The sequence below is a fragment of the Kitasatospora arboriphila genome (assembly GCF_039528095.1).
GTDB lineage: Bacteria > Actinomycetota > Actinomycetes > Streptomycetales > Streptomycetaceae > Kitasatospora > Kitasatospora arboriphila.
In genome coordinates, this window is record NZ_BAAALD010000018.1 from 78,031 (window position 1) to 92,768 (window position 14,738).

Below are 14,738 nucleotides of genomic sequence, written 5' to 3' on the forward strand. Positions count from 1 at the left end.
CGCCGAGTCTCGAAGTCGACGTGGACGAGGCCGAGGAGCCGGTGGTGGCGCTCGGCCCGACGAACGGGCTGTCACCCCCCGCCGGGAAGCCGGGGCGCGGTCGAGCAGGGTGCACCCGGCTCCGAGGGGCAGGGTGGCACGCCTCGGAGCCCTCTGCCTCCCGGTGTCCTGCGGACCCGGATCGTCCCGGCCGACCGACCCCGCCCGAAAGACCGCGCACGTCGCGGCACCGCCGGCGCACCGCCCGACCCGGCGCCCCGCAGTCGGCTCCGGCTTCGGCAGCCGCCCGGGTCGAACCCGTCCGGTGACACCGCGTGAGACCGTCGGGAGGCCCGCCTCCGGTTGACAGGACCCTCGACGGCGAAGCTACTTTGGGTACGGAGGAATTCACGTGCTGTGATCACCTCTGCCCGTCACCCACCGCGAGGACCCGAGCGTGACCTCGGCCCCCGCCCGTCCCACCGAATCGCCCGCCTCCGCCACACCCGCCCGCGCGCCTTCGCCGGCATCGTCGACGACAGGCCGAGGAGCCACCGGCCTAGGCGCCGGGGCATCCCGTACGGCCGGAGTTCGAGCGTGAAGCGGACGACGGCCGGGGCCGCGGGCTGAAGTCCGCCCGTGACGTGGTCCCACCGGAGCAGCAGTTCGGGCTGGTCCGGCAGCACCGGTCCGCCGCCCCGAGTTCACCCCCGGAGAGCCGGAGCCCCCGCACACGTCCCCAGCGGCTTCGACGAGGCCGTCGGCCTCGCCCGACGGCCGGGATCGGGCGCGCGGACGGCATCTCCGGCGCCGTCGGCGCGCTCCACGCCCCGACACCTTCGACCACCACGCTGCGACCCCTCGCCGAGGGCGAGCACCTCCCCCCGACAAAGCCGGTCGGTCCCTGACCGCCGGGCATCCCCGAGGAGACACCATGGAGAACCCCGTCATCGAAGGCACGGCCGGTGAACGCGCCCGCTGGCAGACCTGCCAGCGGCTGGCGCGCGAGCTGTTACTGGTCGGTCCGGACGACAAGGACCTGAAGCTCCGCTACCTCGACGTACTGATCAAGGACGGCATTCCGGAGACCGACGAACCCAAGGACGTGCTGATCATCGGCGCGGGCATCGCGGGCCTGGTCGCCGGGAAGCTGCTCAAGGACGCCGGACACAACGTCACCATCCTGGAGGCCAACGCCAGCCGGGTCGGCGGGCGGATCAAGACCTTCCGGTCCACCGGCGACGCGGTCGACGGACCGTTCCGCGACCCGGAGCAGTACGCCGAGGCCGGGGCCATGCGGCTGCCCGGCTTCCACCCGCTCACCCTCGCGCTGGTCGACAGCCTCGGCCTGCGACGGCAGCTGTTCTTCAACGTCGACGTCGATCCGGACACCGGCAACCAGAACGCGCCCGTCCCACCGGTGGTCTACGAGTCGTTCGAACCCGGCAAGGTCTGGAAGTACGGCGCGGACAGCCCGGACTTCCGCGAACCGGTCAAACGCTTCAACTCCTGGATCCGCACCAACCGGGTCCAGGCCCGCCGCAAGGAGTACGCCGCCGATCCGAGCTGCGTCAACGAGAGCTTCCACCTCACCGGCGACGAGGTGCGGATCACCGCCGCCGACATGGTCAACCAGGCCCTGGAGCCGGTCCGCGACTACTACTCGGTGATCAGGGACGGCAAGCGGGTGAACAAGCCGTTCGCCGAGTGGCTGGACGGCTGGGCCCGGGTGATCCGCGACTTCGACGGGTACTCGATGGGCCGCTTCCTGCGCGAGTACGCGGGCTTCAGCGACGAGGCGATCGAGGCGATCGGCACGATCGAGAACATGACCTCGCGGCTGCACCTGGCCTTCTTCCACACCTTCCTGGGCCGCAGCGACATCAACCCGAACGCCACGTACTGGGAGATCGTGGGCGGCAGCTCGAAGCTGCCCGACGCGCTCGCCGAGGAGCTGCGGGAGGAGCTGCGGATGGGCGAGCGAATGATCCGGATGGAGTACTGGGACCCGCGCCGGGACGGCGGGGGAGCCCGGAGCGTCGGCCCGGTCGGGCCGCAGGTCGCCGTCGAGACCGTCCCCGAGGACGACCCGGAGGCCGAACCCACCGTCTGGAAGGGCGACTTCGCGATCGTCACCGTCCCGTTCTCCGCGCTGCGGTTCGTCCAGGTGACGCCGCCGTTCTCCTACAAGAAGCGCCGGGCGATCATCGAGACCCACTACGACCAGGCCACCAAGGTGCTGCTGGAGTTCTCCCGCCGGTGGTGGGAGTTCACCGAGGCCGACTGGAAGGTCGAACTCGACACCATCGCACCCGGCCTGTACGAGTACTACCAGCGGGCGGGCGAGGACGACGCAGAGGCGGCCGTGGCCGCCGCCCAGAACGGCCACCGCCCCCCGCGGGACCTGCCCGAGGTGCTGCTCGGCGCGCACCCGAGCGTGGACGAGCGCCGGATCAGCCGGGGCCAGCGGGAGGTGTACCGGCACACCCCGCTGCTCCGGGCGAGCGTGCGCCCCGCCACCGACTGCTTCGGCGGAGGCTCGACCACCGACAACCCGAACCGCTTCATGTACTACCCCTCGCACCCGGTGCCCGACGGCAACGGCGGCGGGGTGGTGCTGGCGAGCTACAGCTGGTCGGACGACGCGGTGCGCTGGGACTCCATGGAGGACGACGAGCGGTACGTCTACGCGCTGCGCAACCTCCAGTCGGTGCACGGTCGGCGGATCGAGGTGTTCTACACCGGCTACGGGAAGACCCAGAGCTGGCTGCGCGACCCGTACGCCTTCGGCGAGGCGGCGGTGTACACCCCGCACCAGATGACCAGCTTCCACCTCGACGTGGTCAAGCCGGAGGGCCCGGTGCACTTCGCCGGCGAGCACGCCTCGCTGAAGCACGCCTGGATCGAGGGCGCGGTGGAGACCGCCGTCCGGGCGGCCGTCGCCGTCCACGAGGCACCGGCGCCGCCGGCCCCGGCGGAACCGGAGATCCGGCCCGAGGTCCGGCTGCGGCGGGAGAGCCGACAGGAGGCCCTGCGCGGATGAGCGGCGACGGCGAATGGACGGTGGCCCGCTACCTGGCCACCAGACTCGAACAGTTGGGCATCCGGCACCTGTTCGGGGTTCCCGGGGACTTCCTCGGCCCGTTCCTGACGATCATGCAGGCCACCACGGCCGTGCGCTGGATCGGCACCCCGACCGAGATGGGCGGGGGCTACGCCGCGGATGCCTACGCCCGGGTGCGGGCCGCCGACGCCGACCCGGACGGTCGCGAGCAGGGCGTCGGAGCCGTGGCGGTGACCTACGGGGTGGGCGCGTTCAGCCTCCTCAACACCATCGGCGGCGCCTACGTCGAGGACGTGCCACTGATCGCGATCAACGCGGCGCCGTCCTACGAACAGTGGCTCAACCAGCAGGCGGTCGGCCTGCTCACCTCGCACATGAGCCCGCGCCGGGAGAGCAACCTGGACGTCTACCGGCAGGTCACGGTGGACGCACAGGTGCTCTCCAACCCGGGACTCGCCCCCTCGCAGATCGACAGCGCGATCACCGCGTGCCTGACCGAGCGCAAGCCGGTCTACCTGGAGGTCATGGAGGACCTCTGGCACGCACCGTGCGAGCCCCCGCAGGGCGAGCTCCGCGCCCACGAGCGGCCGTTCACCCGGCGCAACGAGGAGATGCTGGAGAAGGCCGTCACGGCAGCGGTGGAGCTGATCGGGAAGTTCGGCGCACCGATCGTCTGGGCCGGCGAGGAACTCGTCCGCCGGCGGCTGGAGGACGAGCTGCTGGAGTTCGTGCAGACCACCCGCATGCAGTTCTGCACCACGGTCGGCGCGAAGTCCGTGGTGTCCGAACGGCACCCGCTGTTCGCCGGCGTCTACAACGGCAGGGCGAGCCTGCCGGAGATCCGGACGACCTTCAAGAACGCCGGGTGCCGGATCGGCCTGGGGATCTGGTCCACCTCCAAGAACCTCGGCGGCGAGCAGTCGATCGGCGACGACTGGATCGTGGCGGCACGCGGCGGCGTCAGCGTCGGCGCCGGATACTTCCCCGACGTCCAACTCGGCCGGTTCATCACGGCGTTGCGCGAGGCGCTGGCGGGGCAGACCTTCCCCGCCGACCACTTCGCGCTGGCGCACGCGGCAGGCCTGGACGTCCCGGCCAGCACGGCCGACTTCCTGGACTCGCTGAGCACCGACCGGTACCCGCCCGAGCTGACGTACGACAGCTTCTTCCAGCACATCAACTTCTTCCTGGAGCACCGGGCCACCGGTGGCGACCCACAGGCCCCCTCTCCGTTCACGGTGGTCTCGGACGCGGCGTTCGCGCTGCTGGGCTCGATGAACCTGCGGATCACCGAGCGGGCTGGCTTCCTCGCGCAGAACAGCTGGCTGTCCATCGGCTACTCCGTCGGCGCGGCCACGGGCGTGGCGCTGGGACGGCAGCAACCGATGAAGCGCCCGCTCGTGTTCGTCGGGGACGGCTCGTTCCAGGAGATCTGCCAGGAGCTGTCCACCCACGTACGTCACCATCTGAGGCCGGTGGTCTTCGTCCTGGACAACGAGGGCTTCTACGGCATCGAGCAGATGCTGGTCAGCCCCTGCTACTACAAGGAGAAGCCGTCCAACGGGGCCGACTTCTACAACGTGCTGCACCCGTGGCGCTACGAGAAGCTGGCCGAGGTCTTCGGCACGGACAAGGACCGGATGCACGGGTTCGAACTCACCACCCACGCCGAGCTCGACTCGCTCCTGCGGGACATCGCCGATCCCGGCAACGACCTCAACCACGCGCCGATCCTGGCCCGCGTCCGGCTCAGCCGGCACGACTACCCGAAGGCGCTCCAGTACAAGATCGACGAGAAGTGCACCTAGCAAAGGCGTACGGATGCCACATGGGGGCGCGTGGGGGCACCTCCCGCGCGCGCCCGTGAATCGACCACCCGAGCGCCCTTTGAAGACAACTCCTAGGCCCTCGCCCACCGGCCCCCGTCCCCGACGGGGGCCGGTGCGTGTCACCCGAGCCAGTGCTGCAGCTCCAGTGCGAGGCCGATCTGCAGCCCGCGTCCGGGACGCGGCCTGGGCAGCAGGGCGTCGGCGCGGGCGATGCGGTTGAGGACCGTGTTGCGGTGGGTGTACAGCCGGCGCGCGGCGCGGCCGGCGTTGCAGTCCTCCTGCAGGTAGACGCGCAGCGTCCGGGCGAGTTCGGGGGACGCGTCGGCCAGCCCACCGAGCGTGGCGGCGACGAACTCGCGTGCCTGGTCCTCGTCGTGTGCCGCCATGGCGACGACCTGGACGTCCTCGTAGGCGGTGAGACGGGGCGGCTGGTGCATCCGGAACGTCAGCCGCTGGGCGGTCAGCGCCTGCTGGTGGCTGAGCCGGAAACCGGTGGGACCGTCACCCGGCATCCCGGCGGCCGCACGGGCGTTGCCGCCCGTGGCGGCGAGCGCCTCGGCGAGGACCTCGGTGTCCACCCGCCCGGGAACCGCGATCCAGGCCCACAGCACCGAGATTCCCGCGGCGACGGTGAGGGGCCGCCGTGCTCCGGCCGCCTCGGCGATCGCATCGGCCGCGGACTCCAGCTCGCCCTGCTCCGCCACGCCGGGCGCGTGCCACAGCACCAGGGCCAGATGACGCCGGCGCAGGTCGTAGCCGAGGCGCGCACTCGCCCGTTCCTCGCCGATCGGCGCGCCCTGCAGCAGGAGGTTGACGGTCTCCAGCCGCCGGGCCGGCATGCCGCCGACGAGCTGGTCGCGTTCGTGCTCCACGTGCTTCTGGACGCCGGCCAGGGTGCGGTCCACGAACCGGGACATGGAGCGGGCCGCCAGGTCGAGGGAGACTGCCAGCACCTCCGGCGGGGCCGGCTCGGCGAGCGCGGCGCGCATCCAGTACCGCCACAGCAGGTTGTGCCCGCGCCAGTAGCCCTGGACCAGATAGCGCTCGTCGACGCCGCGTCGGACCATGTCGCGCGCCACGTCCAGGATCTGCGCCGTCAGGTCCGCGGGAACCGGGCGGCCGGGACGGAGCCGGTTGGCGCGTACCCAGCGCCCGACGGTGTCCCGGTTGCTCGCGGCGATCTCCTGGGCCATGACCGGGTCGGTCGGCGCCTCCGGCGTGTCGGGGGCCAACTGCTGACCGATCTCGGCGAGCAGCTCGTCCAACGTGCCCTGCATCCGCTCCGCGGTCGCCCGGATGTGTTCCGCCACATCGGGCGCGGGCGCCGCCCAGCCGTCCTTCATGGTCCCAGGCTAGCCCGAACCATGTTGGGCAGGTTGCACACCCATAGGCCGATGTCTTGTGCAGATGCACCTGGCCATGCGCGGGCCCGCACCCTAGGTTGAGCGCGTCGCAGGACAGAACCGCAGCTCAGGGCCGCCGGAAACCGCCGTCGGCCGCCTCGCGCGGCCCCGCGGCGAAGACCACCGGGGGTCGCCCGGGCACCCGGACACAGAGGAGGGACAGGCAGTGCAGCGCTCCGTCTACACCGAGGACCACGAGAACTTCCGGGAGATGATCCGGGACTTCATCGCCCACGAGGTCGTGCCCCACTACGACGCCTGGGAGGCCGCCGGCCACGCGCCGCGCGAGTTCTACCACAAGCTCGGCGACCTGGGGGTCTTCGGCATCGAGGTCCCGGAGGAGTACGGCGGCTCGGGTGTCGGCGGCTTCAAGTACCAGGCCGTGGTGGTCGAGGAGCTGATGCGCGCGGGCGTGTCCTTCGGCGGCTCCGGCGTGCACACCGGTCTGGTGCTGCCGTACCTGCTCGAGTTCGCCGACGACGAGCAGAAGAAGCGCTGGCTGCCCGACTTCGTCTCCGGGCGGATGATGACGGCGATCGCGATGACGGAGCCCGGCACCGGCTCGGACCTGGCCGGCATCCGCACCACCGCGGTGCTGTCCGAGGACGGCACCCACTACGTGCTCAACGGCGCGAAGACCTTCATCACCGGCGGTGTCCTCGCCGACCTGATGCTGGTGGTCTGCCGCACCTCCCCGGCCCCGGCGGGCGACCGCCGCGGCGGCCTGTCCATCCTGTGCGTGGACACCGGCAGCGAGGGCTACGCGGTCGGCCGCAAGCTGGAGAAGATCGGCCTGCGCAGCTCGGACACCGCCGAGCTGTCCTTCACCGACGTCAAGGTGCCGGTGGAGAACCTGCTCGGCGAGGAGGGCAGGGCGTTCGCGTACCTCGCCCACAACCTGATTCCCGAGCGTCTGGGCATCGCCGTGTCCGCCGTGGCCGCCGCCGCGGCCGCGATCGACTTCGCGCTCGCCTACACCCGTGACCGCACGGTCTTCGGGCAGCCCGTCTCGGGCTTCCAGAACACCAAGTTCGTCCTCGCCGAGTGCGCGGCCGAGGTGGCCGCCGCACAGGCCCTCTGCGACCGGGCCCTGGACCTCATCGAGCAGAAGGAACTCACCTCCGCCGACGCCGCCGCCACCAAGCTCTTCTGCACCGAGACGGCGTCGCGGGTCGTCGACAAGTGCCTGCAGCTGCACGGCGGCTACGGCTACATGCTCGAGTACCCCATTGCCCGCCTCTACACGGACAACCGCGTCTTCCGGATCTACGGCGGCACCAGCGAGGTCATGAAGACGGTCATCGCCAAGTCCATGGGCCTGTGACCGCAGCGGGCCCATCCCGCGGGCCGGCACTACGCCGGGTCGGCGCCCAGCATGCGGAGGACGAGGTCGGCGTACTGCTGCCCCAGGGCCCGGGGTGAGGTGCGCATGCGGTCCTCGTACCAGCGTGCGACGTCGATGCCGAGCGAGAGCACGGCGCGGCCGGCGGCCTGCACGTCGCGGACCTCGAACACACCGGCCTCGATCCCCTCGCGCACGAGTCCCCGCGTGAGGTGCTCGATCCTGCGCCGCAGGTCCACCACGGTGCGGTAGTCGTCCTCGGGCAGGGACTTCAGCTCGTACGCCACGACCCGGGCCACGGCGTGGCGGCGGGCGTGCCATTCGGTGAACTCCCGGGCCAGCCGGCCCATCCTCACCACCGGGTCACCGGCCCCTGTGACGGCCCGGTCCACCACGGCGAGGATCTGCTCGTGGCCGCTCCGCACGATCTCGAAGAGCAGGGCGGCCTTGGACGGGAAGTGGACGTAGAGCGCCGCCGAGCTCATCCCCGCCGCCGCGGAGATGTCGCGCGTGGTGGTGGCGTGGTAGCCCTGCCGGGCGAAGCACTCGAGGCCGGCCGCCATCAGCCGGCGGGCGGTCTCCGGTTGGACGTCGGGCCACAGCTCGTCCGCGAGGGCGGCCGGGGTGGACGCAGATCTTCCCTCGCTCCGACGCATGCGCCGACCCTATCAACCGCGCCGCGGAAATTACCGGCCAGTAACACTTACTAAGCGCTTGCTTAGTACTGGTGGGGGTCATAGCCTCCGTCACACGCCCACACCGCAGGCGACCGCCCACGCCCCTCTCCACTGCCGCCTCCGGGACCGCCGACTGCCGCCCCCGCCCACCCGGGCCGCACAGCACCCATCCCCTCGGGAGTGCCCTCATGAGCTTCAACCTCGCGACCATGCTCCGGGAGTCGCGCCAGGCCCGTCCGGACAAGCCGATGTGCCACTTCGCGGACACGTCCTTCAGCTACGCACAGGTCGACGAGATCTCCGGCCGCGTCGCGAACGGCCTTCGCGCCCTCGGGCTGGAGCGCGGCGACAAGGTCGCCGTCCACCTGCCCAACGTGCCGCAGTTCCTGTTCACGTACTTCGGGATCCTCAAGGCGGGACTGACGATGGTCCCGCTCAACCCGCTGCTCCGCGCCCCCGAGATCGCCTACCACCTCGACGACTCCGACGCGAAGCTGCTGGTGACCTTCGAGTCGTTCGCCGACGAGGCGCTCAGGGGCGCACGGCAGGTGGCGGGCGTCACGACGTACGTCGTCACCTCGCCGAGCGGCGCAGGGCTGCCGGCGGGCACGGTCCACTACGACGAGCTCTGCTCCGGCGAGGACACCGGCGAGATCGAGCCGACCGACGCGGACGACACCGCCGCGCTGCTCTACACCTCGGGCACCACCGGCCGGCCGAAGGGCGCCGAACTCACCCACTTCCAGCTCTACATGAACTGCACCGTCGCCGGAGAACTGTTCGGCTTCCGCGAGGACGACGTCGCCGTGGCGGTGCTGCCGCTGTTCCACGTCTTCGGGCTGTCGAGCGTGCTGAACGCCTGCGTGCGGTACGGCGGCACGATGGCCCTCGTACCCCGGTTCGAGCAGGAGTCGGTGCTCGACGCCGTCGAGCGGCACGGCTGCACGGTCTTCTCCGGCGTGCCCACCATGTACGTCGCCCTCCTGTCGGCCGACACCTCCGGCCGGGACCTCCGCTCGCTGCGGGTCGGAGTCTCCGGCGGAGCCGCGATCCCCGGTGAAGTGATCCGCGCCTTCGAGGAGAGGTTCCCGGGCGTCGTGGTCCTGGAGGGCTACGGGCTGTCGGAGACGGCGAGCACCACGACGTTCAACACCAGTGCCGAGGCCCGGAAGGTGCTCTCGATCGGCAGGCCCATCTGGGGCGTTCAGGTACGGGTGGTCGACGAGAACGACGAGGAGCTGCCACCGGGGCCCGACCACGTCGGCGAGATCGTCGTCCGCGGCCACAACGTCATGAAGGGCTACTACAAGAGGCCCGAAGCCACCGCCGAGGCGTTCAGGAACGGATGGTTCCACACCGGCGACCTCGCCTACGCCGACGAGGACGGATACCTGTTCGTCGTCGACCGCAAGAAGGACCTGATCATCCGCGGCGGCTACAACGTCTACCCGCGCGAGGTGGAGGAGGTCCTGTTCACGCACCCGGCGGTGGCCGAGGCGGCCGTCGTCGGCAGGCCCCACGAGAGGCTCGGCGAGGACGTCCTGGCCTACGTCGCGCTCAAGCCCGGTGCGTCGGCCACACCGGAGGAGATCGCCGCCTACTGCAAGGACAGGGTCGCCGCGTACAAGTACCCGCGCGAGGTACGCCTGGTCGACGCACTGCCCAAGGGGCCGACCGGGAAGATCCTCAAGAAGGCACTCCGCTCCCAATCGTGAACCACCCGACGCTCCGCCGCAGTTGACCCGTGCTGCGGCGGAGCTTCGGCATGCCCTCGCGCCGCGAGAACGCTTTCCCGGCGATCGCCGCCGCTGCCCCCGCCGGCCGCCGGGCATGTGACGCGGTCCACACCGAGCCGCTGAATCGGTCCTGTTGACGCCCGTGTCGCATCTGCTGCAGCCTGAGGAACTAAGCAAGCGCTTAGTAAGTGCCGAAGGGAAAGCCATGCCCGAAGCCGTCATCGTTGCCACTGCCCGCTCGCCGATCGGCCGGGCCTTCAAGGGCTCGCTGAAGGAACTGCGCCCCGACGACCTCACCGTCCAGATGGTCCGGGCCGCCCTCGCCAAGGTGCCCCAGCTCGACCCGGGGACGATCGACGACCTGGTACTCGGCTGCGGCCAGCCGGCCGGCGAGTCCGGCTTCAACATGGCGCGCATCGTTGCCGTCCTCGCCGGACTGGACTCGGTCCCCGGCACCACGGTGAACCGCTACTGCTCGTCCAGCCTGCAGAGCACCCGGATGGCACTGCACGCGATCAGGGCCGGCGAGGGCGAGGTGTTCGTCTCCGCCGGCGTGGAGACCGTCAGCCGCTACACCCAGGGCAACGCGGACGGACTGCCCGGCACCAGGAACCCGGTCTTCGCCGAGGCCGAGGCCCGCACCGAGCGGTTCGCCGAGGGCGGCCGGACGTGGGTGGACCCGCGCACCGAGGGCCAACTGCCGGACGCGTACATCGCCATGGGCCACACGGCCGAGAACGTCGCGCAGTTCAAGGGCATCAGCCGCGCGGAACAGGACGCCTTCGGCGTGCGCAGCCAGAACCTGGCCGAGAAGGCGATCACCGACGGCTTCTGGGAGCGCGACATCACCCCGGTGACCCTGCCCGACGGCAGCCGGGTGACCGAGGACGACGGGCCACGGGCCGGGGTCACCCTCGACACGGTCTCCCAGCTGCAGCCCGTCTTCCGCCCCGACGGCACCGTCACCGCCGCCAACTGCTGCCCCCTGAACGACGGCGCCGCCGCCCTCGTCGTCATGTCGGACACGCGGGCCAGGGAGCTCGGCATCACCCCGCTGGCGCGGATCGTGAGCACGGGCGTCTCGGCGCTGTCCCCGGAGATCATGGGCCTGGGGCCGGTCGAGGCCTCGAAGCAGGCCCTGGCACGTGCCGGCCTGGCCATCGGCGACATCGACCTGGTCGAGATCAACGAGGCGTTCGCCGCCCAGGTCATCCCGTCGGCGCGCGACCTCGGCGTGCCGGAGGACAGGCTCAACGTGAACGGCGGTGCCATCGCCGTCGGCCACCCGTTCGGCATGACCGGCGCCCGGATCACCAGCACCCTGATCAACTCGCTGCAGTGGCACGACAAGCAGTTCGGCCTGGAGACCATGTGCGTCGGTGGCGGCCAGGGCATGGCGATGGTGCTGGAGCGGCTCTCGTGACCACCGTGGAGGCCGTGGTCCTCGACTACGGCGGCGTCCTCACCGGACCGGTCCGGAACTCGATCGCGGCATGGCTGCAGGCCGACGGCATCCGGCCGGAGTCCTTCTCCCGGACGCTCAGGGCCTGGCTGTCCCGCGACGCCGAGGACGGCACCCCCGTCCACCGGCTGGAGACCGGCGAGCTGACGATCGACGAGTTCGACGCACTGCTCGCCGCCGAACTGGTCACCGTTCACGGCGCGCCGGTCGAGCCGGTCGGCGTCCTCGCCCGCCTGTTCGCCGGGATGCGGCCCGACCCGGCGATGTTCGAGTTGGCCGGTGAGCTGCGCGACCTCGGGATCCGGGTGGCCCTGCTGTCCAACAGCTGGGGCAACACCTACCCGCGCGAGCGGATCGACCCGCTCTTCGATCCCGTCGTGATCTCCGGCGAGGTCGGCCTGCGCAAACCGCTGGCCCCGATCTACCGGTTCACCCTGGACCTGCTCGGAGTGCCGCCCGAGCGGGCGCTGTTCGTCGACGACGCCGAGCCGAACGTGCTCGGCGCCCGTGCGGTCGGCATGCAGGCGTTGCTCCACACCGACGCCGGCACCACCCGGGCCGCGCTCGCCGACCTGATCCCCGGCCTGTCCCGACGGCCGCTCCCGACCCCTACCACCAACACCCATGACTCGAAGCGGAGTTGACACAATGAACACCACTCGTACCGCCGTCGTCACCGGAGCGGCCCGCGGCATCGGAGCAGGCGTCGCGAAGCGGCTCGCGGCCGACGGCCTGTCCGTCGCGGTCATCGACCTGGACGAGGAGGCCTGCAAGCCGGTCGTCGAGGAGATCGAGGCCGCCGGGGGCCGGGCGCTGGCCGTCGGGGTGGACGTGGCGGACGAGCCGGGCGTGCAGGGCGCCGTGGACCGGATCGCCCGGGAGCTGGGCGCGCCCACCGTGCTGGTCAACAACGCCGGCATCACCCGCGACAACCTGCTGTTCAAAATGACCGCCGACGACTGGGACGCGGTCATGAACGTTCACCTGCGCGGCTCGTTCCTGATGACCCGTGCCGTCCAGGGCCACATGACCGAGGCCGGCTGGGGCCGGATCGTCAACCTTTCGAGCACCTCTGCACTGGGCAACCGCGGCCAGGCCAACTACTCCGCGGCCAAGGCCGGGATCCAGGGCTTCACCAAGACGCTCGCCATCGAGCTCGGGAGGTTCGGCGTCACGGCCAACGCGATCGCCCCCGGGTTCATCGAGACCGAGATGACGGCCGAGACCGCGCGCCGGATCGGCATGACCTTCGACGAGTTCAAGGCGGCCGCAGCAACGCAGATCCCGGTCGCCCGTACCGGCAGGCCCGAGGACATCGCGCACGCGGTGTCGTTCTTCGCCGGCGAGGGCGCCGGGTTCGTCTCGGGCCAGGTCCTCTACGTCGCCGGCGGACCGCAGGACTGAGCGGAGAACGAGGAGAGAGAGCACATGAAGACCTTCCACGGCATCGAACAGCTCGCGCAGGCGGCCGGCACCCACCTCGGGTACTCCGACTGGCACACCGTCACCCAGCAGCAGATCGACACCTTCGCGGAGGCGACCGGCGACCACCAGTGGATCCACGTCGACCCCGCGAAGGCGGCGCAGGGTCCGTTCGGCTCCACCATCGCGCACGGCTATCTCACGCTGTCGCTGGTGCCGATGCTGGTCTGGCAGGTGTACCGGGTCGAGGGGCTGAGCATGGGCGTCAACTACGGGGCCAACAAGCTCCGTTTCCCGTCCCCCGTCCCGGTGGGCTCCAACGTGCGCGCCGGGGTGGAGCTGTTGTCGGTGGTGCCCGGCGGCGGTGGCCACCAGGCGACGGCGAGGGTGACCGTCGAGGTGGAGGGCCTCGACAAGCCGGCCTGCGTCGTGGAGACCGTCAGCATCCTGGTGCCCTGATCGCCCCGGCCGCAGGCGGCTCCGTGGGCGGCCTGCCGGCGGCGGAGCCGCGGCCGCCGCACCGGGCAGCCGGCCGGCCACGTCGGTGGGCCGTCTACAGCAGCCCGTGCAGGCGGTGCTCGGACCCGTCCGTACGCCGGATGGCGACGACGGCCGCGTCGTCGCCGAGCCGCCCACCGGCGTGAGCCAGCAGGTCACGGCGGATGTGCTTGACCAGCGCCTCCGGCGTGCTGCCGGCCCACCGGGCGACCCGGTCCGCGAACGGGTAGAACACACCGGAACGGTCACGGGCTTCGACCACGCCGTCGGTGTAGAGCAGGAGCGTGTCCCCGATCTCGAAGGGGAACGCGTCGTCCGGGTAGTCGGCGGCCGCCAGGACACCGAGGCCCAGGGGCGGCGCGCTACCGCCGCCGTCGAGTCCGATCACGCGGTCGTGGCGCAGCAGCAGCGGTGGCGGGTGCCCGCAGTTGGTCATGCGGGCCACCGGGGCGTCGTCGGGGATGTCCAGGAGCAGGGCGGTGACGAAGTGCTCGGCGGTCTCCCGGTCGGTCTGGGCGAAGTCGAGCAGGTACCGGCTGACGTTGTGGTCCAGTGTCCGGGCGAGGTCGGGCAGCGTGGCGTGCTGGGCGGCGACGAGCCGGAAGGCGCTGAGCAACAGGGCGGACTCCCCGACGGCGGCCAGGCCCTTCCCCCGGACGTCCCCGACGATCATCCGCGCCCCGCCGTCCGTACGGGTCGCCGTGTAGAGGTCACCGCCGATCTGCGCCTCGTGCTCGGCGGCCAGGTAAACGGTCGCGATCTGCAGCGGACCGATCCGCTCGGGAATCGGGCGCAGCAGAGCGCGCTGGGCGGCCTCGGCCACCGACTGGGCGCGAGCGAGCTGCCGGTCGCGGCGCTCCCGGACCACCGCGAAGACCACGATCATCAGGGACAGTGCGGCGAGTGCGGCGAGCTGCGCCGGGTGGTAGCCGGCGGTCAGGCCGCCGCGCAGGACGGCGACGAGGACACCGGCGGCGACGGTGAGCGCGGCGACGACGGCGGTCACCCGCGGCCCGGCGAAGGACGGGGTCAGTGCGGGGGCGATCACGAGCAGCGGTCCCAGACGGACCGAGTCGGGCGACCGGGCGATCACCACGACGAGCACCACGAGGAGACCGACGGGCACCAGCACCAGGGCCGGGACCCGACCCCACGGCCTCTCGCCGCCCGAGCGCCGTTCGACGTCCATGCCCTCAAGAATGCGCCGCGCCCAGGGGCCGGAGCATCCGGTACGTACGGGCTTCGCGGCAGGCCGCCCGTACGGCGTACGCCACGACGGGCTGCCGACGGCCCCGGTCAGCGGCCCTTCCGCTCGACCCCGCTCCC

11 protein-coding genes are annotated in these 14,738 nt (G+C 71.4%); 8 read left to right on the plus strand and 3 right to left on the minus strand.

Going from position 1 to position 14,738, the window contains the following annotated elements; all coding sequences use genetic code 11:
* The first annotated feature begins 913 nt into the window (after nt 1–913).
* Nucleotides 914–3,022 (plus strand): flavin monoamine oxidase family protein, encoded by a 2,109-nt coding sequence (locus tag ABD353_RS12530; RefSeq protein WP_344623616.1) that lies wholly within the window; start codon nt 914–916, stop codon nt 3,020–3,022.
* Nucleotides 3,019–4,851: an alpha-keto acid decarboxylase family protein gene (locus tag ABD353_RS12535; RefSeq protein WP_344623617.1), complete on the plus strand. Its 1,833-nt coding sequence runs from the start codon at nt 3,019–3,021 to the stop codon at nt 4,849–4,851. Before ABD353_RS12530 ends, ABD353_RS12535 begins: the two co-directional genes overlap by 4 nt.
* Before the next feature lie 140 nt (nt 4,852–4,991).
* On the opposite strand, the gene ABD353_RS12540 is transcribed toward ABD353_RS12535, so the two are convergent.
* The gene (locus ABD353_RS12540; RefSeq protein ID WP_344623618.1) at nt 4,992–6,215 is read right to left on the minus strand and encodes a PucR family transcriptional regulator; all 1,224 of its coding nucleotides are present in this window, start codon (nt 6,213–6,215) and stop codon (nt 4,992–4,994) included.
* A gap of 226 nt (nt 6,216–6,441) precedes the next feature.
* Between ABD353_RS12540 and ABD353_RS12545 the strand changes: the two genes are divergently transcribed.
* Nucleotides 6,442–7,599 carry an acyl-CoA dehydrogenase family protein gene (locus tag ABD353_RS12545; RefSeq protein ID WP_344623619.1) on the plus strand — a complete coding sequence of 386 codons (1,158 nt, stop codon included), beginning with the start codon at nt 6,442–6,444 and terminating at the stop codon, nt 7,597–7,599.
* 29 nt (nt 7,600–7,628) lie between these two features.
* On the opposite strand, the gene ABD353_RS12550 is transcribed toward ABD353_RS12545, so the two are convergent.
* Nucleotides 7,629–8,273, minus strand: a complete 645-nt coding sequence (locus ABD353_RS12550; RefSeq protein WP_344623620.1) for a TetR/AcrR family transcriptional regulator — start codon at nt 8,271–8,273, stop codon at nt 7,629–7,631.
* A 209-nt stretch (nt 8,274–8,482) separates the two neighbouring features.
* On the opposite strand from ABD353_RS12550, the gene ABD353_RS12555 reads away from it, so the two are divergent.
* From ABD353_RS12555 to ABD353_RS12575, 5 genes are all read left to right on the plus strand, one after another.
* Nucleotides 8,483–10,009: a long-chain-fatty-acid--CoA ligase gene (locus ABD353_RS12555; protein WP_344623621.1), complete on the plus strand. Its 1,527-nt coding sequence runs from the start codon at nt 8,483–8,485 to the stop codon at nt 10,007–10,009.
* 226 nt (nt 10,010–10,235) lie between these two features.
* Entirely contained in the window at nt 10,236–11,453 is a 1,218-nt protein-coding gene (locus ABD353_RS12560) for an acetyl-CoA C-acetyltransferase (protein ID WP_344623622.1), read from the plus strand.
* The gene (locus ABD353_RS12565; protein WP_344623623.1) at nt 11,450–12,136 is read left to right on the plus strand and encodes an HAD family hydrolase; all 687 of its coding nucleotides are present in this window, start codon (nt 11,450–11,452) and stop codon (nt 12,134–12,136) included. The genes ABD353_RS12560 and ABD353_RS12565 overlap by 4 nt, the downstream gene beginning before the upstream one ends.
* A 4-nt stretch (nt 12,137–12,140) precedes the next feature.
* Nucleotides 12,141–12,896: a 3-oxoacyl-ACP reductase FabG gene (fabG, locus tag ABD353_RS12570; protein ID WP_344623624.1), complete on the plus strand. Its 756-nt coding sequence runs from the start codon at nt 12,141–12,143 to the stop codon at nt 12,894–12,896.
* A gap of 24 nt (nt 12,897–12,920) precedes the next feature.
* Nucleotides 12,921–13,373: a MaoC family dehydratase gene (locus ABD353_RS12575; protein WP_344623625.1), complete on the plus strand. Its 453-nt coding sequence runs from the start codon at nt 12,921–12,923 to the stop codon at nt 13,371–13,373.
* Between the two features lie 94 nt (nt 13,374–13,467).
* Here the strand turns inward: ABD353_RS12575 and ABD353_RS12580 are convergent, their stop codons facing one another.
* Nucleotides 13,468–14,601 carry a PP2C family protein-serine/threonine phosphatase gene (locus ABD353_RS12580; RefSeq protein WP_344623626.1) on the minus strand — a complete coding sequence of 378 codons (1,134 nt, stop codon included), beginning with the start codon at nt 14,599–14,601 and terminating at the stop codon, nt 13,468–13,470.
* Nucleotides 14,602–14,738 lie beyond the last annotated feature (137 nt).

Coding starts and splice junctions, on each gene's coding strand:
- ABD353_RS12575 (WP_344623625.1), top strand. CDS start 12,921: ATGAAGACCTTCCACGGCATCGAACAGCTCGCGCAGGCGGCCGGCACC.
- ABD353_RS12535 (WP_344623617.1), top strand. CDS start 3,019: ATGAGCGGCGACGGCGAATGGACGGTGGCCCGCTACCTGGCCACCAGA.
- ABD353_RS12550 (WP_344623620.1), bottom strand. CDS start 8,273: ATGCGTCGGAGCGAGGGAAGATCTGCGTCCACCCCGGCCGCCCTCGCG.
- ABD353_RS12555 (WP_344623621.1), top strand. CDS start 8,483: ATGAGCTTCAACCTCGCGACCATGCTCCGGGAGTCGCGCCAGGCCCGT.
- ABD353_RS12560 (WP_344623622.1), top strand. CDS start 10,236: ATGCCCGAAGCCGTCATCGTTGCCACTGCCCGCTCGCCGATCGGCCGG.
- ABD353_RS12530 (WP_344623616.1), top strand. CDS start 914: ATGGAGAACCCCGTCATCGAAGGCACGGCCGGTGAACGCGCCCGCTGG.
- fabG (WP_344623624.1), top strand. CDS start 12,141: ATGAACACCACTCGTACCGCCGTCGTCACCGGAGCGGCCCGCGGCATC.
- ABD353_RS12540 (WP_344623618.1), bottom strand. CDS start 6,215: ATGAAGGACGGCTGGGCGGCGCCCGCGCCCGATGTGGCGGAACACATC.
- ABD353_RS12580 (WP_344623626.1), bottom strand. CDS start 14,601: ATGGACGTCGAACGGCGCTCGGGCGGCGAGAGGCCGTGGGGTCGGGTC.